At 70.3% G+C, this 18,431-nt stretch carries 19 protein-coding genes, 1 pseudogene and 1 riboswitch; of the genes and pseudogenes, 19 read left to right on the top strand and 1 reads right to left on the bottom strand.

Translation table 11 applies throughout. The features are described from left to right. Positions 1-6: 6 nt before the first annotated feature. The 13 genes and pseudogenes from lepB (at position 7) to JIW86_RS13595 (ending at position 11,732) form a co-directional block, all read left to right on the top strand. Positions 7-789 (top strand): signal peptidase I, encoded by a 783-nt coding sequence (gene lepB / locus JIW86_RS13655; protein WP_257553983.1) that lies wholly within the window; start codon positions 7-9, stop codon positions 787-789. Continuing rightward, positions 779-1,291: an NUDIX hydrolase gene (locus JIW86_RS13650; RefSeq protein ID WP_257553982.1), complete on the top strand. Its 513-nt coding sequence runs from the start codon at positions 779-781 to the stop codon at positions 1,289-1,291. The genes lepB and JIW86_RS13650 overlap by 11 nt, the downstream gene beginning before the upstream one ends. Positions 1,292-1,346: 55 nt before the next feature. Next, complete coding sequence (locus JIW86_RS13645) at positions 1,347-1,655, top strand: DUF2469 domain-containing protein (RefSeq protein ID WP_005311352.1); 309 nt, start codon at positions 1,347-1,349, stop codon at positions 1,653-1,655. Positions 1,656-1,814: 159 nt separating this feature from the next. Continuing rightward, a complete protein-coding gene (locus JIW86_RS13640) occupies positions 1,815-2,186 on the top strand; it encodes a YraN family protein (protein WP_215145233.1) in 372 nt (123 codons plus the stop codon). Continuing rightward, positions 2,186-3,169: pseudogene (locus tag JIW86_RS13635) on the top strand (ATP-binding protein); the annotation flags it as partial. The gene JIW86_RS13640 and the pseudogene JIW86_RS13635, both read left to right, overlap by 1 nt. Before the next feature lie 395 nt (positions 3,170-3,564). Then, complete coding sequence (locus JIW86_RS13630; RefSeq protein ID WP_257559313.1) at positions 3,565-4,482, top strand: integrase; 918 nt, start codon at positions 3,565-3,567, stop codon at positions 4,480-4,482. Positions 4,483-4,574: 92 nt separating this feature from the next. Next, positions 4,575-7,058: a tyrosine-type recombinase/integrase gene (locus JIW86_RS13625; protein ID WP_257553980.1), complete on the top strand. Its 2,484-nt coding sequence runs from the start codon at positions 4,575-4,577 to the stop codon at positions 7,056-7,058. Further along, entirely contained in the window at positions 7,055-7,648 is a 594-nt protein-coding gene (locus tag JIW86_RS13620; RefSeq protein WP_257553979.1) for a DUF6262 family protein, read from the top strand. Before JIW86_RS13625 ends, JIW86_RS13620 begins: the two co-directional genes overlap by 4 nt. A 91-nt stretch (positions 7,649-7,739) precedes the next feature. Then, positions 7,740-8,138 carry a hypothetical protein gene (locus tag JIW86_RS13615; RefSeq protein ID WP_257553978.1) on the top strand — a complete coding sequence of 133 codons (399 nt, stop codon included), beginning with the start codon at positions 7,740-7,742 and terminating at the stop codon, positions 8,136-8,138. A gap of 133 nt (positions 8,139-8,271) precedes the next feature. Next, complete coding sequence (locus JIW86_RS13610) at positions 8,272-8,916, top strand: ATP-binding protein (protein WP_257553977.1); 645 nt, start codon at positions 8,272-8,274, stop codon at positions 8,914-8,916. Beyond that, positions 8,913-10,076, top strand: a complete 1,164-nt coding sequence (dprA, locus tag JIW86_RS13605; protein ID WP_257553976.1) for a DNA-processing protein DprA — start codon at positions 8,913-8,915, stop codon at positions 10,074-10,076. Before JIW86_RS13610 ends, dprA begins: the two co-directional genes overlap by 4 nt. A gap of 209 nt (positions 10,077-10,285) precedes the next feature. Beyond that, a complete protein-coding gene (whiG, locus tag JIW86_RS13600; protein WP_215145239.1) occupies positions 10,286-11,122 on the top strand; it encodes an RNA polymerase sigma factor WhiG in 837 nt (278 codons plus the stop codon). 52 nt (positions 11,123-11,174) lie between these two features. Further along, positions 11,175-11,732 (top strand): TetR/AcrR family transcriptional regulator, encoded by a 558-nt coding sequence (locus JIW86_RS13595; RefSeq protein WP_257559312.1) that lies wholly within the window; start codon positions 11,175-11,177, stop codon positions 11,730-11,732. On the opposite strand, the gene JIW86_RS13590 is transcribed toward JIW86_RS13595, so the two are convergent. Next, positions 11,686-12,207, bottom strand: a complete 522-nt coding sequence (locus tag JIW86_RS13590) for a M23 family metallopeptidase (protein WP_257553975.1) — start codon at positions 12,205-12,207, stop codon at positions 11,686-11,688. The two genes, JIW86_RS13595 and JIW86_RS13590, sit on opposite strands and share 47 nt — an antisense overlap. Positions 12,208-12,455: 248 nt before the next feature. Here JIW86_RS13590 and rpsB point away from each other — a divergent pair, with 248 nt between their 5' ends. The 6 genes from rpsB to rlmN all read left to right on the top strand — a co-directional run bounded on the left by rpsB (position 12,456) and on the right by rlmN (position 18,218). Beyond that, positions 12,456-13,379, top strand: coding sequence for a 30S ribosomal protein S2 (gene rpsB, locus JIW86_RS13585; protein ID WP_257553974.1), 924 nt, complete (start codon positions 12,456-12,458; stop codon positions 13,377-13,379). Between the two features lie 135 nt (positions 13,380-13,514). Further along, a complete protein-coding gene (gene tsf / locus JIW86_RS13580) occupies positions 13,515-14,351 on the top strand; it encodes a translation elongation factor Ts (protein ID WP_215145245.1) in 837 nt (278 codons plus the stop codon). Positions 14,352-14,513: 162 nt separating this feature from the next. Further along, positions 14,514-15,293, top strand: coding sequence for a UMP kinase (gene pyrH / locus JIW86_RS13575; RefSeq protein WP_215145246.1), 780 nt, complete (start codon positions 14,514-14,516; stop codon positions 15,291-15,293). Positions 15,294-15,378: 85 nt separating this feature from the next. Further along, on the top strand, positions 15,379-15,936 hold the full coding sequence (frr, locus tag JIW86_RS13570; RefSeq protein WP_030016386.1) for a ribosome recycling factor: 558 nt from the start codon (positions 15,379-15,381) through the stop codon (positions 15,934-15,936). Beyond that, on the top strand, positions 15,936-17,012 hold the full coding sequence (locus JIW86_RS13565) for a phosphatidate cytidylyltransferase (protein ID WP_215145247.1): 1,077 nt from the start codon (positions 15,936-15,938) through the stop codon (positions 17,010-17,012). The genes frr and JIW86_RS13565 overlap by 1 nt, the downstream gene beginning before the upstream one ends. Positions 17,013-17,105: 93 nt before the next feature. Beyond that, positions 17,106-18,218, top strand: a complete 1,113-nt coding sequence (gene rlmN / locus JIW86_RS13560; RefSeq protein ID WP_073911009.1) for a 23S rRNA (adenine(2503)-C(2))-methyltransferase RlmN — start codon at positions 17,106-17,108, stop codon at positions 18,216-18,218. A 58-nt stretch (positions 18,219-18,276) separates the two neighbouring features. After that, positions 18,277-18,385, top strand: a riboswitch (TPP riboswitch). Positions 18,386-18,431 lie beyond the last annotated feature (46 nt).

Here is an 18,431-nt window from a genome sequence, read left to right as displayed (position 1 = left end):
GCTGCAATGGGCGGAACACAGGCAATACGCAGTGGCAAGGACGGCCACGGTGGTCTCGGCAACGTGTTGTCGGGCATCGCCGTGGCCGTCGGCTTTGCGCTCTTCCTCGGCGGTTTCGTGTGGGGGGCGCTCGTCTATCAGCCCTACACCGTGCCCACCGACTCGATGATGCCCACGGTGCTGCCCGGGGACCGGGTGCTGGCCCAGCGCATCGACGGCGTCGAGGTGCGCCGTGGGGACGTGGTCATCTTCACTGATTCCATGTGGAGCGATTCGCCCATGGTCAAGCGGGTCGTCGGCATCGGCGGCGACACCGTGAAGTGCTGCGGCGCGGGCGGCGAGCTGACCGTGAACGGCACGGCCCTCGACGAGCCGTACGCCGACAACACCAAGCCCGACTCGGGCCTGGCGATGCCGCCCGGGCAGGCCCCGGCCCCCGGGACCCCCTTCGAGGTGACCGTTCCCGAGGGGAACCTCTTCCTGCTCGGCGACCGCCGGGCCGCCTCCCTCGACTCCCGGGCCCACCTCCAGGAGGCCGGGCAGGGCACCGTGCCCCGGTCGACCGTCAGCGCCCGCGTCGACGCCGTGGCCTGGCCCTCCACGTCCATGCTGGAGCGGCCGCGGACCTACGCGGCGCTGCCCGGCGGAATCTCCAAGCCCGGGCCGCTGCGGCTCCAGCTCGCGAGCGTGGTGGCCGGCGCCGCGCTGGTGGTCCTGGGCGCCGCCTACGGGCCTCTCGCACGGGTTCTGGGGCGCGGGCGGCGGCGGGAGCCGGCCGGTGTCCACTGACCCGGCACAGGCCCCGGCCCCCGGCCCCCGCAAGGTGTCGCGGGTGATCCTGCTGGACCCGGCGGACCGGATCCTGCTGCTGCACGGCTTCGAACCGGCGGACCCCGCGGACGACTGGTGGTTCACCCCGGGCGGCGGGCTGGAGGGCGACGAGAGCCGGGAGCAGGCGGCGCTCAGGGAACTGGCGGAGGAGACGGGGATCACAGAGGTCGATCTGGGGCCTGTGCTGTGGCACCGGTACTGCTCCTTCCCCTTCGACGGGCGCCGCTGGGAGCAGGACGAGTGGTACTTCCTGGCCCGAACCGCCCAGACGGAGATCGAGCCGGCCGGGCTCACCGAGCTGGAGCGGCGCAGCGTCACCGGAGCCAGGTGGTGGACCTCCGAGGAACTTCTCTCGGCACGTGAGACGGTGTACCCGACCAGACTCGCCGAGCTGCTCCGTACGCTGCTCGACGACGGTCCTCCGGGTGCGCCGGTGGTCCTGGCCCCGGAAATCGTTTAGGGGCGCATGGGCCTGGCGCACAATAGGGGGACGCACGGCTGAAGGGGAACATGCCATGAGTGCCGAGGACCTCGAAAAGTACGAGACCGAGATGGAGCTGAAGCTCTATCGGGAGTACCGCGACGTCGTCGGGCTGTTCAAGTACGTGATCGAGACCGAACGCCGTTTCTACCTCACCAACGACTACGAGATGCAGGTGCACTCGGTCCAGGGGGAGGTCTTCTTCGAGGTCTCCATGGCCGATGCCTGGGTGTGGGACATGTACCGGCCGGCCCGGTTCGTGAAGCAGGTGAGGGTGCTGACGTTCAAGGACGTGAACATCGAGGAGCTCAACAAGAGCGACCTGGAACTGCCGGGCAGCTGAGTTCCCCCGCTGGGTTTCGCCGGGCTTCCCCCGCTGGGTTTCCTCCGCCGGGTTTCTCCGCCGTACGGGTGAACGGGTTATCCACAACGGCGGAGTTGTCCACCAAGATCCACAGGGTGGGCGGGGGCGCGGGATCGTCGGTACCGGAGGTGGTGCCGGATGAACGCGAAGGGCGTGGCACAGCAGGCATTGGGGCGGTACGGCGAGGAGCTCGCCGCGCGGCGGCTGGCCGAGGCCGGGATGACCGTGATCGCGCGGAACTGGCGGTGCCGCGGCGGGGAGATCGACATCGTCGCCCGGGACGGTGACGCCCTCGTCGTGTGCGAGGTGAAGACCCGCCGGGCCGGGGACTTCGAACATCCCATGGCCGCCGTGCGGCCCGGCAAGGCCGAGCGCTTACGCACGCTCGCCGGGCGCTGGCTCGCCGACCACGGCGGACCGCCGCCGGGCGGGGTGCGCATCGACCTGGTCGGAGTCCTGCTGCCACGGCGCGGTGCGCCCGTGGTGGAGCACGTCAGGGGGGTGGCCTGATGGGATTCGCCCGAGCCTGCTCGGTGGCCCTGGTGGGCGTCGACGGCGTGGTGGTGGAGGTCCAGGCCGACCTGGAGCCCGGGGTCGCAGCCTTCACCCTCGTGGGACTGCCGGACAAGACCCTGGTCGAAAGCCGGGACCGGGTGCGGGCCGCCGTGGTCAACTCGGGTGCGGCGTGGCCGCAGAAGAAGCTCACCGTCGGGCTCAGCCCCGCCTCCGTACCGAAGTCCGGAGCGGGATTCGACCTGGCCGTTGCGGCCGCCGTGCTCGGCGCCGCCGAAGTGGTCGACCCGGGCGTGATCGCCGACCTCGTGCTCATCGGGGAACTGGGCCTGGACGGCCGGGTTCGGCCGGTCCGGGGTGTCCTGCCCGCGGTCCTCGCCGCGGCGGAGGCCGGATACCGGCAGGTGGTGGTGCCGCAGCAGTGCGCCGCCGAGGCCACGCTCGTGCCGGACGTCTCGGTGCTCGGGGTGCGCAGCCTGCGCCAGCTGATCGCGGTTCTGACCGACGGGGCGGTCCCCGAGGAGGAACCTCCCGACCCGCCGGGCCGCCCCGACCCGATACTGGCGGGCCTGACCCTCCCCGGTGCGGGCCTGGGCACCGGGATCGCGGGGGCCGCCGGCGGCTGGGACGGGCTGGATCTCGCCGACGTCGCCGGGCAGCGACCCGCCCGGCGGAGCCTGGAGGTCGCCGCGGCCGGCGGCCATCACCTCCTGCTGAGCGGCCCGCCCGGAGCGGGCAAGACCCTGCTGGCCGAGCGGCTGCCGGGCATCATGCCGCCGCTCACGCGACAGGAGTCCCTGGAGGTCACGGCCGTGCACTCGGTCGCGGGAATCCTCCCGCCGGGCGAGCCCCTGGTGACCGTTCCGCCGTACTGCGCACCACACCACTCGGCGACCATGCAGGCCCTGGTCGGCGGCGGGAGCGGGCTGCCGAGACCCGGAGCGGTGTCGCTGGCCCACAAAGGGGTGCTCTTCCTCGACTTTACCGAGCACGGTCTGCGTGACCTTTAGGTCCGTATAAGTGATCGTTGCGAGCGTTGTGTACGCGTTTACCGAACTTGGGTGGCTTCGCCGTTACGTTGCGCCTGAGGTGAGGGCAACCAATGCGAAGCAGGATGGTCCTGGAGGACCTGCGGGTTCAACCCATGAGTCGAGCCGGTGGTGGCTGGTCGTACACCATCGTGTGGCCGGACGGGTCGGTGGATGAGGAGGCTGACGGCTTCCTGCGGACCTACGAGGGCAAGGGCACACAGAAGACGTACGCGTACTACCTCGTTGATCATCTGCGGTGGCGGGTGCGGGAGGGGCTGGCCACGGAGTCGGTGTCACTCCTGGACCTGTTCCGGTATCTGGGGGCGGTGGGGGCCCGTGTGTCGATGCCGTTCGGTGAGGTGTGGCGGCCGCCGCCGAAGCGTCCGTACGGTTCGTCTGCTCTGCAGGTCCTGGCGTCGTGCCTGAAGGGCTTCTACCTGCACCAATGCGCCCTTCGAGGGGTGAACGGCGATCTGCGGACGGCGTTGGAGGTCCGGCGCCTGCCCACGCAGGTGGACCGGGACCGCTCGCTGCTGGGCCACGTGATGACGTCGATGCCGGCCAATCCGCTGGCTCCTCGGCGTCGGCCGCGGCGCCGTCACCCGAAGATGCTGCCGGAAGGCACGCGGGCGGACCTGGCGCCGGTGGTGAACACGGCCCGCGACGCGATGGTGGTGACGTGGCTGTCGGACACCAGCATGCGGATCGGTGGCCTGACGGGGCTGCACCTGGTGGATCTGCATTTGCGGGAGGGCGCCGACTGCGGCGACTGCAAGAGCCCGCACGTCCACGTCTGTCATCGGTGGGGCAACGCGAACCGGGCGGCGGCGAAGATCAAGCCGGACTGGAGACTGGTCGACGGGGTCATCACCGGCGGGGAGATCTACCGGGCCAGCCCTGCGATGGTCAGCAGCTACTTCAAGTACATGACCAGCGAGTACGCGGTGCATGCCGCGGGGCACGGGATGCTGCTGATCCAGCTGGCGGGGCCGAAGCGGGGGGAGCCGTGGTCGGCGGACGCCGCCCGGGGCATGCTCCGGCGGGCCGGCCGCAGGGCTGATCTGCCGGGCCGGATCAAGCCGCAGGCGTTTCGGCATCAGTTCACCAACGACGTCATGGACGCCGCGGACGGCGACCCGCTGGTGGCGAAGGCCGCAGGGAACTGGGCTTCGGCCCAGATGGTCGATGAGGTCTATGGCCACCCGGACCTGCACTCGCCGAAGTTCGATGCCGCCTTGCGCACAGTCTGGGGTGAACAGTGACGACGACCGCTCTGACGTTGATCCCGGCGCCTCACCGGGGTGGTGAGGCGACCCGCACGGCAGGCGACCGCCTGGAGGTTCTCTCTGCCCTGATGACGGCTCCGTCGTTCGACCCGATCTTCCGCCAGGACGTGATCAGCGTCCCGGGGGACCACCCGGTCTATCGCTGGCTGTGTGGTGTTCCGGACTGCCAGCGGCCCCAGAATCCCGGTTACGACTACTGCTGGGAACACTGGAGGCAGTGGTCCGAGGTCCGCAAGGAGGGCGGATGCATCACGGACCTGCTTCGCATGGCCCTTCCGCTGCAGTCGAAGTCGCACCACGACGCTCCGGACTGCCTGGTCTGCCCGGACAATCCGGCCTCGAGCTGGGACGGGCTGTGCTGGAATCACCACCAGATCTGGAACAACCGGCGCCAGGCCGGCGAGGAGTTCGACGGTTGGCTGCCGCGGCAGCGGCCCTACCCCTCGTTCGGCCAGTGCCAGGTCGAGCCGTGTCCCGAGCGGGCCGCTCACCCGATCGGGTTGTGTCTGCGGCACAAGTCCCGCTACGAGGGCCAGGGCTCTCCCGGACGGGGGCGGGTCGCCCGGAACTGGCGGCGCTGGCAGCCCGAGTCGTCTGAGCCGCCGCCGGTCTCCTACGCGGATGAGAGCCGCTTTCGGCAGTGGTGCCGGGAGACGGGGCTGGCCAACCGGTCGAACGGCAAGCTGTCCCTGCTGGGCCTGCGGCCGCTGGTGAAGGCGGAGATCCAGTGGTGCCTGTTCGCTCACGCTCAGAGCCCGGCGGGCAGCATCTGGCCGTTCGCCTGGGTTCAGTACCTCGTCGACCACTGCCGGACCACGGCGGTCGACTCCCTCGTCGGGCTGGACCTGGACGCCTGCACGATGCACCCTCGCAAGATCGCCAAGCGGATGCTGCAGCATCTGCGGCTGATCTACTTCACCCGAGAAGACTCCAAGGACGCCGGATTCATCGAGACGGATCACTTCGGAGTTCGCTTCGCCGGCCGAGACCGGCGCATCGACCTGACCCACATCACCCAGCGCTGGCTGCGGGACCTGCTCTGGGACGCGATCGCGACCCGGCTGACGGCCGACCCGCCCCGCTCCCGCAATCCGATCGACACCATCCGCCGCGGGATCGCCGAACTTTCGGCCTTCCTCGACACCCGGGCACCCGGCGGGGGCCACGACCCGACGGCCCTGGCCGCCGAGCACATGATCGACTTCGTGGCGGACCAGCGGCACCGGGCCGAACACGGCCTGACCTCGATCGCCCTGTTCGCCCTCGGCGGGCACGGCCGCAACTTCGAGCCCACCGTGGTCACCAAGGGAACCCTCGGCCGGACCTTCAACGGAGCCCGCCGCGTCCTTCGCGCCGCCCTGGACAGCGGAAACGCCGAAGCCATCGGCCTGGACCGCGGCTTCATCGTCGCCCTGCCCAATGCCCCCACACCCAGCGGCCGCCGCCGCCCCTTCTCCGACGAGGTGGCCAAAGCCCTCGCGGACGAGACCAACCTCGAGAGCCTCGCCGCATCGGACGTCAACGACCGAGGCGCCCGCGACATCTGGGAAACCCTGGTCCTGACCGGCCGACGCTGCAAGGAAGTGCGAGAAGTACGGCTCGAGTGCCTGGGCCGGCACGGCAACATGCCCCTGTTCTGGCACGACCAGACCAAGGTCGGCCACCTCGACGAGGCCATCCGCATCCCCGAACGCCTCCACCAGCGTCTCCTTGGACGTCAGGAGAAGACCGTCGCCCTGTTCGTCCAGCGGCACGGGCGGCCACCCACCTCCCAGGAACGTCTGGAGATCGCGCTCTTCCCGCGGCTGCAGGCCAACCGCACCATGCTCAACGGCGCCGGCTACGGCTGGTTCCACCGGCTGTTCAGGGCATGGGTCGATGAGATCGCCGACACCCACTGCGTCCCCCACCAGGCCCGCCACACCCTGGCCACGAACCTGCTTCGCAACGGAGCGGACCTCACCCACGTCAAGCGCTACCTCGGCCACGTCTCCAACACCATGGCCGAGCACTACGTCCACCTCGCCAACACCGACCCCAAGCTCAACGACGCCCTCAACGCGATCTGGGTCGGCGGGCCCGGCTCAGCCCAACCCGGATCCCTCCTCTCCGGAGGCGAGCCGATGACCCGCGAGGAAGCCGAGGCCATGGCCATCGACCTCACCCGCAAGTCCACCCCCGCCGAGGGCGGCTTCTGCACCTTCCAGCCCGTCGTCAACGGCGACGCCTGCCCCTGGAACCTCGACTGCCACAACTGCGACAAGTTCGTCCTCTCCGGTGCTGACCTCGTCTACTGGCACCGCAAGCGCGAGCACTGGCGGATGCTTGCGGAGGGTGCTCCGGACAGCGCGACCGCCGACTACCTGCACGGGCTCTTCGAGCCCACCGCCCACGCGATCGCCGGCCTGGAAAGAGCACTGGAGGCCGTCGGCCTCCTCGACGAGGCCCTCGCCCTCGATCTCCGCCGGCCCCAGGACTACTTCGGCAGGGTCTGGGCCACCGCCTTCAGGGCCCAGGAACTCGCCCAGGCCGAAGCCGGGGAGGTCGCATGACCGCCGGGCCGGCCTCCACCGAAGCCGCCATCGCCGCCCGCCGCCGGCAAGCCGAGCACAAGACCGCCGCGGTCGAGAAAGCCATCGGCCAGCTCCGACGCGAACGCGGACGCCTCACCGTTCGGGCCATCGCCGACCGGGCCGGCGTCTCGGCCACGTTCTGCTACGAGAACCCAGCCGCACGGACCCTGATCAAGGCCGCGGTCGCCGACAGCCGCAGCCGCCACGACAGCCTCGGCCAGGCCGAACACGACCGCATCGAGGGATCCTGGCGCGAGCGGGCGCTGAACACCGAAGCCGAGCTCACCCGCAGCCAGAAGGAGATCCTCACGCAGCGGCAGCGGATCGGCGAGCTCATGGGGCACATCCGCGACTTCGACCAGATGGTCCCGGGCGAGTCCGTCCAGGCCCTGACCACCGAAAACACCACCCTCAAACGCCGGGTCCAGCAGCTGGCGGGCGAACACCGGAGCCTTCAAGAGCGTCTCGAGGGAGCCCGCTCCAACCTACGATTCGCCGAACGACGCATCGCCGACCTCGAAGCCCAGCTCCTGGGACAGCAAGAAACGTCTGGTGGCCAGATTGAGTGACCCGATTTGGCTCTTTCGCTCTCCGTAGTCGGTCCGCTTCGCTTGGCACGCGACACCATGCACCACCGCCAACGAGGACGGAAACCATCGCATGACTTCAGCCACCCCCGAAGAATCCGCCGAAGCGACCGCCGAAGCGACCGCCGACGAGGGTATCCAGCAGATCCCGATCGTAATGAGCGTGACGGAGCTGCCCGCCGTCGCAGATACCCGCGACGCGCTGCTGCGGGCCATCGGCCAGGAAGCTCAGAACCTCACGGACAAGTTCCCGGGCCAGGCATCCAAGGCCCTGGAAGAACTCGCACGGGCCTATGCCCTGGTGACCACCGACACCACGTCCGTCGTCGGCACCACACCGGCCATCCGCTCCCGCGCGGGGGAATTCCAGGTGCAGCCCCGCAACGCGGACTTCGGCAAGGACGAGACAATGAGCTACAACACCGTGAGCGGGACACTGACTTCGCTCCGCGAAACGTTCGACGTTAAATGACCGCTGAACCTCATGCGGGCGGTCCCGCCGGACTCCGTCCGGCGGGACCGCCCAACCCCCACCACATCACTGACGCCTACGCGACGCATAACCCCAGCTCAGAGCCAACACGGCAAGTTCGACGGTCGGTAAAGTGCCAGAGGCACCGGAGTTCCGTCCCCAAGTGCTGGACGCGCTGAGGCAGCCCCTCGAATCGGGGCACATCGTGGTGGCCCGGGCCGCGGGAGTGGTGCGCCTGCCGGCCCGGTTCCTGATGGTGCTCGCGGCCAACCCCTGTCCCTGCGGGCGGCACACCCTGCACGGCGCGGGCTGTGACTGCCCGCCCTCGTCGATCAGGCGGTACCAGGCGCGGCTGTCGGGTCCCCTGCTGGACCGCGTGGACCTGCGCATCGAGGTCGAACCCGTCAGCCGGTCCGACCTGCTCGGGCACGGCGGACGGGGCGAGAGCAGCGCCACCGTGGCCGAGCGGGTCGCCCTGGCCCGGGCCCGGGCGGCCCACCGCCTCGACGACACCCCCTGGCGGATCAACAGCGAGGTCCCCGGGCGGGAACTGCGCACGCGGTGGCAGCCCGATCCCGGGGCGCTGGCGCAGGCCGAGCGGGATCTGGAGCGGGGGGTGCTCACCGCGCGCGGGCTGGACCGGGTGCTGAGAGTGGCCTGGACCGTGGCGGACCTGGCGGGCCGGGGCCGTCCCAGCGCCCTCGACGTGGCCGTGGCGCTGGAGCTGCGCACGGGCATCGCACGAGGCGTTCCGCTCATGACGGGGGAGCGGTCATGACGCCCGAGCTGCTGGCGAGGGCGGCGTTGACCCGGGTCCTGGAACCCGGGGAGGAACGGGGCGGGCGCTGGCTGCGGGAGTACGGCGCGGTGGGGCTGATACGGATGCTGACCGGGCCCGAGGCGGAGGTGGCGGCTCCGGCCGGGGTCGGGGGCGAGCGGCTGGCCGGGTACCGCAGACGGGCCGCGCTGGCCGACCCCCGGCGGGACCTGGCGCTGGCCGCCGAGTCGGGGGGCCGGTTCGTGTGCCCCGGGTCGCCGGAGTGGCCCACCCAGCTCGACGACCTCGGCGACGCCCGGCCCGTCGGGCTGTGGTTGCGGGGCCGGCCGAACCTGCGGACCTGGGCGCTGCGTTCGGTCGCCGTGGTCGGGGCCCGGGCCTGTACCCCGTACGGGGCGCACATGGCCCAGATCCTGGCCGCCGGGCTCGCCGAACGGGGCTGGGTCGTCGTCTCCGGAGCCGCGTACGGGATCGACGGAGCCGCCCACCGAGGGGCCCTCGCCTCGGGCGGCGCCACCGCAGCGGTCCTGGCCTGCGGGGTGGACGTCGCCTACCCCCGCGGACACGCCGGACTCCTCGGCCGGATCGCCGGACAGGGACTGGTCCTGGGGGAGCTGGCGCCCGGGAGCCACCCGACCCCGAGCCGGTTCGTCCTGCGCAACCGGGTCATCGCCGCCCTCACCCGGGGCACGGTCGTGGTGGAGGCCGCCCACCGCAGTGGTTCGCTGGTGACCGCCCGGCGGGCCCAGGAGCTCGGGAGGTTCACGATGGGCGTCCCCGGGCCCGCCACCAGCGGGCTCTCGGCCGGGGTGCACGAGCTGCTGCGGGGCGAGGCCGTACTCGTCACCGACGCGGCGGAGGTGGTCGAACTCGTCGGCTCCATCGGCGAGCTGGCCCCCGAGCGGCGCGGGCCCGTGCTCGCCCGGGACCTGTTGGACCCGGAGACCGGCCGGGTGCTCGAAGCGCTCCCGGCCGGCCGCCCGGTTCAAGTGGAGGAAGTGGCACTTGCCTCCGGCAACGGCACCGATGAAGTCATCGGCAGACTGTACGAACTTCACTCTCTGGGGTTCGTCGAACGGCAGGGCGAGGGCTGGCAGTTGACCGGACAAACGCCAGGAGGCGGCACACAAACCGGAGCCACCCGGCGAGGCGGTCGTTGACCTGGGGCGTTCCGGTGAAAGAGTGAAACCGATGAGAGACGCGGTCCTCCCGGTGGCAGTCGCCGGGACCGTGCGCCAGGCGCCGGTCCCGGGTCGCCCGCGCGAGCCGGGTCGCCCATGCGCCCCCGCGCCATCCCGTACTCTTCGCGCACCGCGACACTTCCGTCACGCTACGCTCCCAAGGAATCCGGCTCCGGCAAAGGCGAAGCATGCCCCAGCACACCTCAGGGTCCGACCGCGCTGCGGTGCCCCCCGCTGCCCGCGGCAGTGTGCGGTCCACCGCGCCCTCGTCCCTGGAGGTGCTCTGGCGCTCGTACAAGGACTCAGGTGACGAGCGGCTGCGGGAGCAGCTGATCCTGCACTACTCGCCGCTGGTCAAGTACGTGGCCGGCCGCGTCAGCGTGGGGCTGCCGCCCAATGTGGAGCAGGCCGACTTCGTCTCCTCCGGGGTCTTCGGACTGATCGACGCCATCGAGAAGTTCGACATCGACCGGTCGATCAAGTTCGAGACGTACGCGATCACCCGGATCCGCGGGGCGATGATCGACGAGCTGCGGGCGCTGGACTGGATCCCGCGATCGGTGCGGCAGAAGGCGCGTGCCGTGGAGCGGGCCTACGCCACGCTCGAGGCCCAGCTGAGGCGTACTCCGACGGAGAGCGAGGTCGCCGGGGAGATGGGGATCGGGGTGGAGGACCTCCACACGGTCTTCAGCCAGTTGTCCCTGGCCAACGTGGTCGCCCTGGAGGAGCTGCTGCACGTCGGCGGGGAGGGCGGCGACCGCCTCTCGCTGATGGACACCCTGGAGGACACGGCCGCCGACAATCCCGTGGAGGTGGCGGAGGACAGGGAGCTGCGGCGCCTGCTGGCCCGGGCCATCAACACGCTTCCCGAGCGCGAGAAGACGGTGGTCACCCTCTACTACTACGAGGGGCTCACGCTGGCCGAGATCGGCAACGTGCTGGGCGTCACCGAGAGCCGGGTCAGCCAGATCCACACCAAGTCCGTGCTGCAACTGCGGGCGAAGCTCGCCGATGTGGGGCGGTGAGCTTGCGGCACCTCCGTAGAGTGGAGACGTGCCCAGGATTCGAGCGGCCTCCGTGGCCGAGCACCGGTCGATGCAGCGCGGCGCCCTGTTGGACGCCGCGCGTTCCCTGCTGTCCGAAGGCGGGACGGAAGCGCTGACCTTCCCCGCCCTCGCGGAGCGGACCGGGCTCGCCCGGTCCTCCGTGTACGAGTACTTCCGCTCCCGCGCGGCCGTGGTCGAAGAGCTGTGCGCGGTGGACTTCCCCGTCTGGGCCGCCGAGATCGAGGCGGCCATGGAGCAGGCCGAGTCGCCCGAGGCGAAGATCGAGGCCTACGTGCGGAGCCAGCTCGGACTGGTGGGCGACCGGCGGCACCGGGCGGTGGTCGCCATCTCCGCGAGCGAGCTGGACGCCGGGGCGCGGGAGAAGATCCGCGCGGCCCACGGCGGGCTGGTCGCGATGATCGTCGAAGCGCTGAGCTCTCTGGGGCAGGCGGAGCCGAGGCTGGCCGCCATGCTGCTGCAAGGGGTCGTGGACGCCGCCGTCCGGCGGATCGAGCTCGGTGCCGCCGAGGACCCGGCCGTCGTCACGGAAACGGCCGTCGCCATGGCGCTGCGGGGCGTCCGGGGCTGAGGCCGGCGGCGGAGCCGGCCATCGGCAGCAGGCGGGGTGCCGGGCGGGGGAGCAGGGCGAGTGGGTTGAGGTACGCCTCGCCCGCGAGCAGGCCCCAGTGGAGGCACGGTTCCGGGCAGTGGGAGCCCTCCGTCAGGACCGCCACGACCTGGCCCGCCGTGACCCGTTCGCCCTCCGCGACCAGGGGGCGGACCGGCTCGTAGGTGGTGCGCAGGCCGTTCGGCAGCGCGAGAGAGAGGACCCCGCGGCCGGCGACCATGCCCGCGTAGTGGACCCGGCCCGCCGCCACGGCGCGGAGCTCCGCGCCCACCGGCGCCGACAGGTCCACCCCGCGGTGGCCGGCCGCGTACGGGGTCGGGGGCGGGTCCCACCAGCGCGCCACCGAGAGGGGCGGGGGCAGTGGCCGGACCCCGAGGACGGGGCCGAGGGACGTCTGGACCAGGGCCAGCAGCAGGCTGAGCAGCAGTGTCGTCATGGCGCACAGCGTCCCGTGCCGGGCCGTCCGGCGGGCTGAGCTGTGGACAGACCGCCGGGTGTGGACAACGGCGTCACCCGGCATACCGCCGGGTCCCGTACACTTCTTGTGGCGATCCGGGTCACCGGGTCGACTTCGCACGCCCCCTCACCAGCCTGAAACAGCCAGGTGAGAGCGTCTCTCGGTCCCTTTCGGGGCAGGGCGCGGCGGGGCGTCAGGAACCAAACCGAGAAAACAAGGAGATGGCCATGGCCGTCGTCACGATGCGGGAGCTGCTGGAAAGCGGCGTCCACTTCGGTCACCAGACCCGCCGTTGGAACCCGAAGATGAAGCGCTTCATCTTCACGGAGCGCAACGGCATCTACATCATCGACCTGCTGCAGTCGCTGTCGTACATCGACCGCGCCTACGAGTTCGTGAAGGAGACCGTCGCGCACGGTGGCTCCATCATGTTCGTCGGTACCAAGAAGCAGGCCCAGGAGGCCATCGCCGAGCAGGCGACGCGCGTTGGTATGCCGTACGTCAACCAGCGGTGGCTGGGTGGCATGCTCACCAACTTCTCCACCGTCTACAAGCGCCTTCAGCGTCTGAAGGAGCTTGAGGCGATCGACTTCGAGGACGTCGCTGCCTCGGGTCTCACCAAGAAGGAGCTCCTGGTCCTCTCCCGCGAGAAGATCAAGCTGGAGAAGACCCTCGGTGGTATCCGCGAGATGTCGAAGGTCCCCAGCGCCGTCTGGATCGTCGACACCAAGAAGGAGCACATCGCCGTCGGTGAGGCGCGCAAGCTCCACATCCCGGTCGTCGCGATCCTCGACACCAACTGTGACCCCGACGAGGTCGACTACAAGATCCCGGGCAACGACGACGCGATCCGCTCCGTCACCCTGCTCACCCGCGTGATCGCCGACGCCGTCGCCGAGGGCCTCATCGCCCGTTCCGGCGCCGCGACCGGCGACTCGAAGCCGGGCGAGAAGGCCGCCGCCGAGCCGCTCGCCGAGTGGGAGCGCGACCTGCTCGAGGGCGACAAGAAGGCCGACTCCGACGAGTCGGCCGAGGCTGCGGCCGCTCCGGCCGAGGCCGCTGCCGAGACCGTCGAGGCCCCGGCCGTCGAGGCTCCGGCCGCCGACGCCGAGGCTGTCGAGGCCCCGGCCGCCGACGCCGAGCAGGCCTGACCCACTGAGAGCGCCCGGCGTTCACGCGCCGGGCACTCGCAGCACGGACGATGACGGCGGGGGAGCCGCGCCAAAAGCGCGGCGCCTCCGCCGTTCACCCGTAGATCTACGACTTCGAGAGAGAATCACAGACTCATGGCGAACTACACCGCCGCTGACGTCAAGAAGCTCCGCGAGCTCACCGGCGCCGGCATGCTGGACTGCAAGAACGCGCTCGTGGACGCCGACGGCGACGTCGAGAAGGCCCAGGAGGCCCTCCGTATCAAGGGTCAGAAGGGCGTCGCCAAGCGCGAGGGCCGTTCTGCCGAGAACGGTGCCGTCGTCTCCCTGATCGCCGACGACAACACCTCCGGTGTCCTCGTCGAGCTGAAGTGCGAGACCGACTTCGTCGCCAAGGGCGAGAAGTTCCTGGCCGTCGCCAACCAGCTGGCCGCCCACGTGGCCGCCACCTCCCCGGCCGACATCGAGGCGCTCCTCGCGTCCGAGATCGAGGCCGGCAAGACCGTCACCGCTTTCGTCGACGAGGCCAACGCCAACCTCGGCGAGAAGATCGTCCTGGACCGCTTCGCGCAGTTCACCGGCGGTTACGTGAGCTCGTACATGCACCGCACGATGCCCGACCTGCCGTTCCAGATCGGTGTCCTCGTCGAGCTCGACAAGGAGAACGCCGAGGTCGCCCGCGGCGTCGCGCAGCACATCGCCGCGTTCGCCCCGCAGTGGCTGTCCGCCGAGGACGTCCCGGCCGACAAGGTCGAGTCCGAGCGTCGCATCGCCGAAGAGGTCACCCGCGCGGAGGGCAAGCCCGAGGCTGCCATCGCGAAGATCGTCGAGGGTCGCGTCAACGGCTTCTTCAAGGACGCCACGCTGCTCGGCCAGGCCTACGCCCTGGACAACAAGAAGTCCGTCCAGAAGGTCCTGGACGAGGCCGGTGTCACCCTGAAGCGCTTCACCCGCATCAAGGTCGGCATCTGAGTCCGTCCGTACACGACGGACACCGGACCCCGGTAGGGTCTGAGGCAGTCGCCCGCGCTTGCGCGAGGTGACCGCAGATCTGACGAGGAGGCCATTGCCGCAGAGGGAACCGCAAGGACCCACTGGCAATGGCCTTCTTCGTATGTGCACGAGGAGATCTCCATGAATCAGGGCGTGGACACCCACACCGCATCCGACGACAAGAGCGACCAGGACAAGAAGGGCCGCCGCTTCATGCTGAAGCTGTCGGGCGAAGCCTTCTCGGGTGGCAGAGGACTGGGCGTCGACCCCGACGTCGTCCACGCCATCGCGCGCGAGATCGCCGCGGTGGTCCGTGACGGCGCGGAGATCGCCGTCGTGATCGGCGGCGGAAACTTCTTCCGCGGCGCCGAGCTCCAGCAGCGCGGCATGGACCGGGCCCGGTCCGACTACATGGGCATGCTCGGCACCGTGATGAACTGCCTCGCACTCCAGGACTTCCTGGAGAAGGAGGGCATCGACTCCCGCGTGCAGACCGCCATCACCATGGGTCAGGTCGCGGAGCCGTACATCCCGCTGCGCGCCGTACGGCACCTGGAGAAGGGCCGCGTCGTGATCTTCGGCGCCGGCATGGGCATGCCGTACTTCTCCACCGACACCACGGCCGCCCAGCGCGCCCTGGAGATCGACGCCGAAGCCCTGCTCATGGGCAAGAACGGTGTCGACGGCGTCTACGACTCCGACCCGAAGAAGAACCCGGACGCGGTGAAGTTCGACGCGCTGGAGTACGGCGAGGTCCTGTCCCGCGACCTCAAGGTCGCGGACGCCACCGCCATCACGCTGTGCCGCGACAACAAGCTGCCGATCCTCGTCTTCGAACTGCTCGCCGAGGGCAATATCGCCCGCGCCGTCAAGGGTGAGAAGATCGGCACGCTCGTCAGCGACCAGGGAACCCGGGCCTGAGCAGTCCGCTGCCGGACCGAGCCCGGACCGGCCCCGCCCGTCATGCCCGCCTGAACCATCCATTCAAGACATGCAGGAGCACGTGGTGACCGAAGAGATCCTCCTCGAGGCCGAGGAGAAGATGGAAAAGGCCGTCGTCGTCGCCAAGGAAGACTTCGCCGCGATTCGCACCGGTCGTGCGCACCCGGCGATGTTCAACAAGATCGTGGCGGAGTACTACGGCGCCATCACGCCCATCAACCAGCTCGCCTCCTTCTCGGTGCCCGAGCCGCGCATGGCGATCGTGACCCCGTTCGACAAGAGCGCCCTGCGCAACATCGAGCAGGCGATCCGCGACTCGGACCTCGGTGTCAACCCGAGCAACGACGGCAGCATCATCCGGGTGACCTTCCCCGAGCTGACGCAGGACCGCCGCAAGGAGTACATCAAGGTCGCGCGCACCAAGGCCGAGGACTCCAAGATCTCCCTGCGTGCCGTGCGCCGCAAGGCGAAGGACGCCCTTGACAAGCTCGTCAAGGACAAGGAGGCCGGCGAGGACGAGGTGCGCCGCGCGGAGAAGGAGCTCGACGACACCACCGCGAAGTACGTCGCGCAGGTGGACGAGCTCCTCAAGCACAAGGAAGCCGAGCTCCTCGAAGTCTGATGAACGACTCTTCCTGGCAGCCGGAGCCGGTTCCGGCGGGTCCCGCATACGATGCGCAGGTGGGCCCGCACACTCGGCCCATGCCCATCGTGCCCGATGCCGCCGGCCGTGACTTCGACGACCGGGAAGCACGCGATCGGGGGGCCGCCTCGGACGGCGGCCCCCTCTTCCGCGCCGAAACGCCGCCGCAGGAGCCCATGCCCAGCCCCCCGCCCCCGCCTTCGCAGGTACCGCAGGACGCCTCGCCTCCGCCGCCGAAGAAGCGGGCGGGGAGGGACCTGCGCGCCGCCATAGGTGTCGGCGTCGGCCTCGGCGCGGTGATCTTCGCCTCGCTGTTCATCGTCAAGGCGGTCTTCGTCGGCGTCATCGTCGTCGCGGTCGTCGTGGGGCTGTGGGAGCTCACCTCCCGGCTCCAGGAGAAGAAGGGCATCAAGGCCCCGCTGGTCCCGCTCGCCGTCGGCGGCGCGGCCATGGTCATCGCCGGATACGTCCGGGGAGCCGAGGGCGCCTGGGTCGCCATGGCCCTGACGGCTCTGGCCGTCCTGGTCTGGCGGATGACCGAACCGCCCGAGGATTACCTCAAGGACGTCACGGCCGGCGTCTTCGCCGCGTTCTACGTGCCCTTCCTGGCCACCTTCGTCGCGATGCTGCTCACCGCCGACGACGGGCCGCAGCGCGTGGTGACGTTCCTGGTGCTGACGGTGGTCAGCGACACCGGGGCCTACGCCGTCGGCTGGCGCTTCGGCAAGACCAAGCTCGCCCCGCGCATCAGCCCCGGAAAGACCCGCGAGGGGCTGTTCGGCGCGGTGGCCTTCGCGATGGCGGCCGGTGCGCTGTGCATGGAGTTCCTGATCGACGGCGGCTCCTGGTGGCAGGGCCTGGTGCTGGGGCTGGCGGTCGCGGTCAGCGCCACGCTGGGTGACCTCGGCGAGTCGATGATCAAGAGGGACCTGGGCATCAAGGACATGGGCACCCTGCTGCCGGGCCATGGCGGCATCATGGACCGGCTCGACTCCCTGCTGCCGACCGCGCCGGTGGTGTGGCTGCTGCTGGCGGCCTTTGTGGGCACGGGCTGACCTGCGGAAAGGCGTCGTAACACGCCGGGCGGTTACTCTTGGAAGGCGCGCTGCTTCTGCGGCGCGCCTTTCGTCTTACAAGGAGTACCTGCCATGGCCCGCCCCGTTCCGGGAGAGCTCACCTTCGTCGCCCCTCGCGGGGCCAAGAAGCCGCCCCGGCACCTCGCCGACATGACCCCGGCCGAGCGCCGTGAGGCGGTCGCCGCGATCGGCGAGAAGCCGTTCCGGGCCAAGCAGCTCTCCCAGCACTACTTCGCGCGCTACGCGCACGACCCGGCCGAGTGGACCGACATCCCGGCGGGCTCGCGGGAGAAGCTCCAGCAGGAGCTGCTGCCGGACCTGATGAACGTCATCCGGCACATCTCGTGCGATGACGACACCACCCGCAAGACCCTGTGGAAGCTGCACGACGGCACGCTCGTCGAGTCCGTGCTGATGCGCTACCCGGACCGGGTCACCATGTGCATCTCCTCGCAGGCCGGCTGCGGCATGAACTGTCCGTTCTGCGCCACCGGCCAGGCCGGCCTGGACCGCAACCTCTCCACCGCCGAGATCGTGCACCAGATCGTCGACGGCATGCGCGCGCTGCGCGACGGCGAGGTCCCCGGCGGCCCGGCGCGCCTCTCGAACATCGTCTTCATGGGCATGGGCGAGCCGCTGGCCAACTACAACCGCGTGGTCGGCGCCATCCGCCGCCTCACCGACCCGGAGCCCGACGGCCTCGGCCTGTCGCAGCGCGGCATCACCGTCTCCACTGTCGGCCTGGTCCCGGCCATGCTGCGCTTCGCCGACGAGGGCTTCAAGTGCCGTCTCGCCGTCTCGCTGCACGCGCCCGACGACGAGCTGCGCGACACCCTGGTCCCCGTGAACACCCGCTGGAACGTCCGCGAGGTCCTCGGCGCGGCCTGGGAGTACGCGGAGAAGTCCGGCCGCCGGATCTCCATCGAGTACGCCCTGATCCGCGACATCAACGACCAGGCCTGGCGCGGTGACCTGCTGGGCAAGCTGCTCAAGGGCAAGCGCGTCCACGTCAACCTGATCCCGCTGAACCCGACGCCCGGCTCCAAGTGGACCGCCTCGCGGCCCGAGGACGAGAAGGCCTTCGTGGAGGCCATCGCCCGGCACGGCGTGCCCGTGACCGTCCGGGACACCCGCGGCCAGGAGATCGACGGCGCGTGCGGCCAGCTCGCGGCCTCGGAGCGCTAGTTTCCGGTCATCGGGGTCCGTATTCGGCCACGGGGTACCCTGTGGCCGAACCAATTTCATATTCCGACAGGGGAGCGCCACAGCGCTGAGAGTGCGGAACCGTCATCCGCAGACCCTCTGAACCTCGCCCCGGTCATTCGGGGTAGGAAGTTCGGTCACCACTCATGCTGTTGCGCCCTGCCCGGCGTCCGCTCACACAGAGCGCCGGGCAGG

It is taken from the genome of Streptomyces sp. NBC_00162, from assembly GCF_024611995.1.
Classification (GTDB): domain Bacteria; phylum Actinomycetota; class Actinomycetes; order Streptomycetales; family Streptomycetaceae; genus Streptomyces.
Note: the sequence above shows the minus strand (reverse complement) of the source record. Positions and strands in the feature narration are given on the sequence as shown.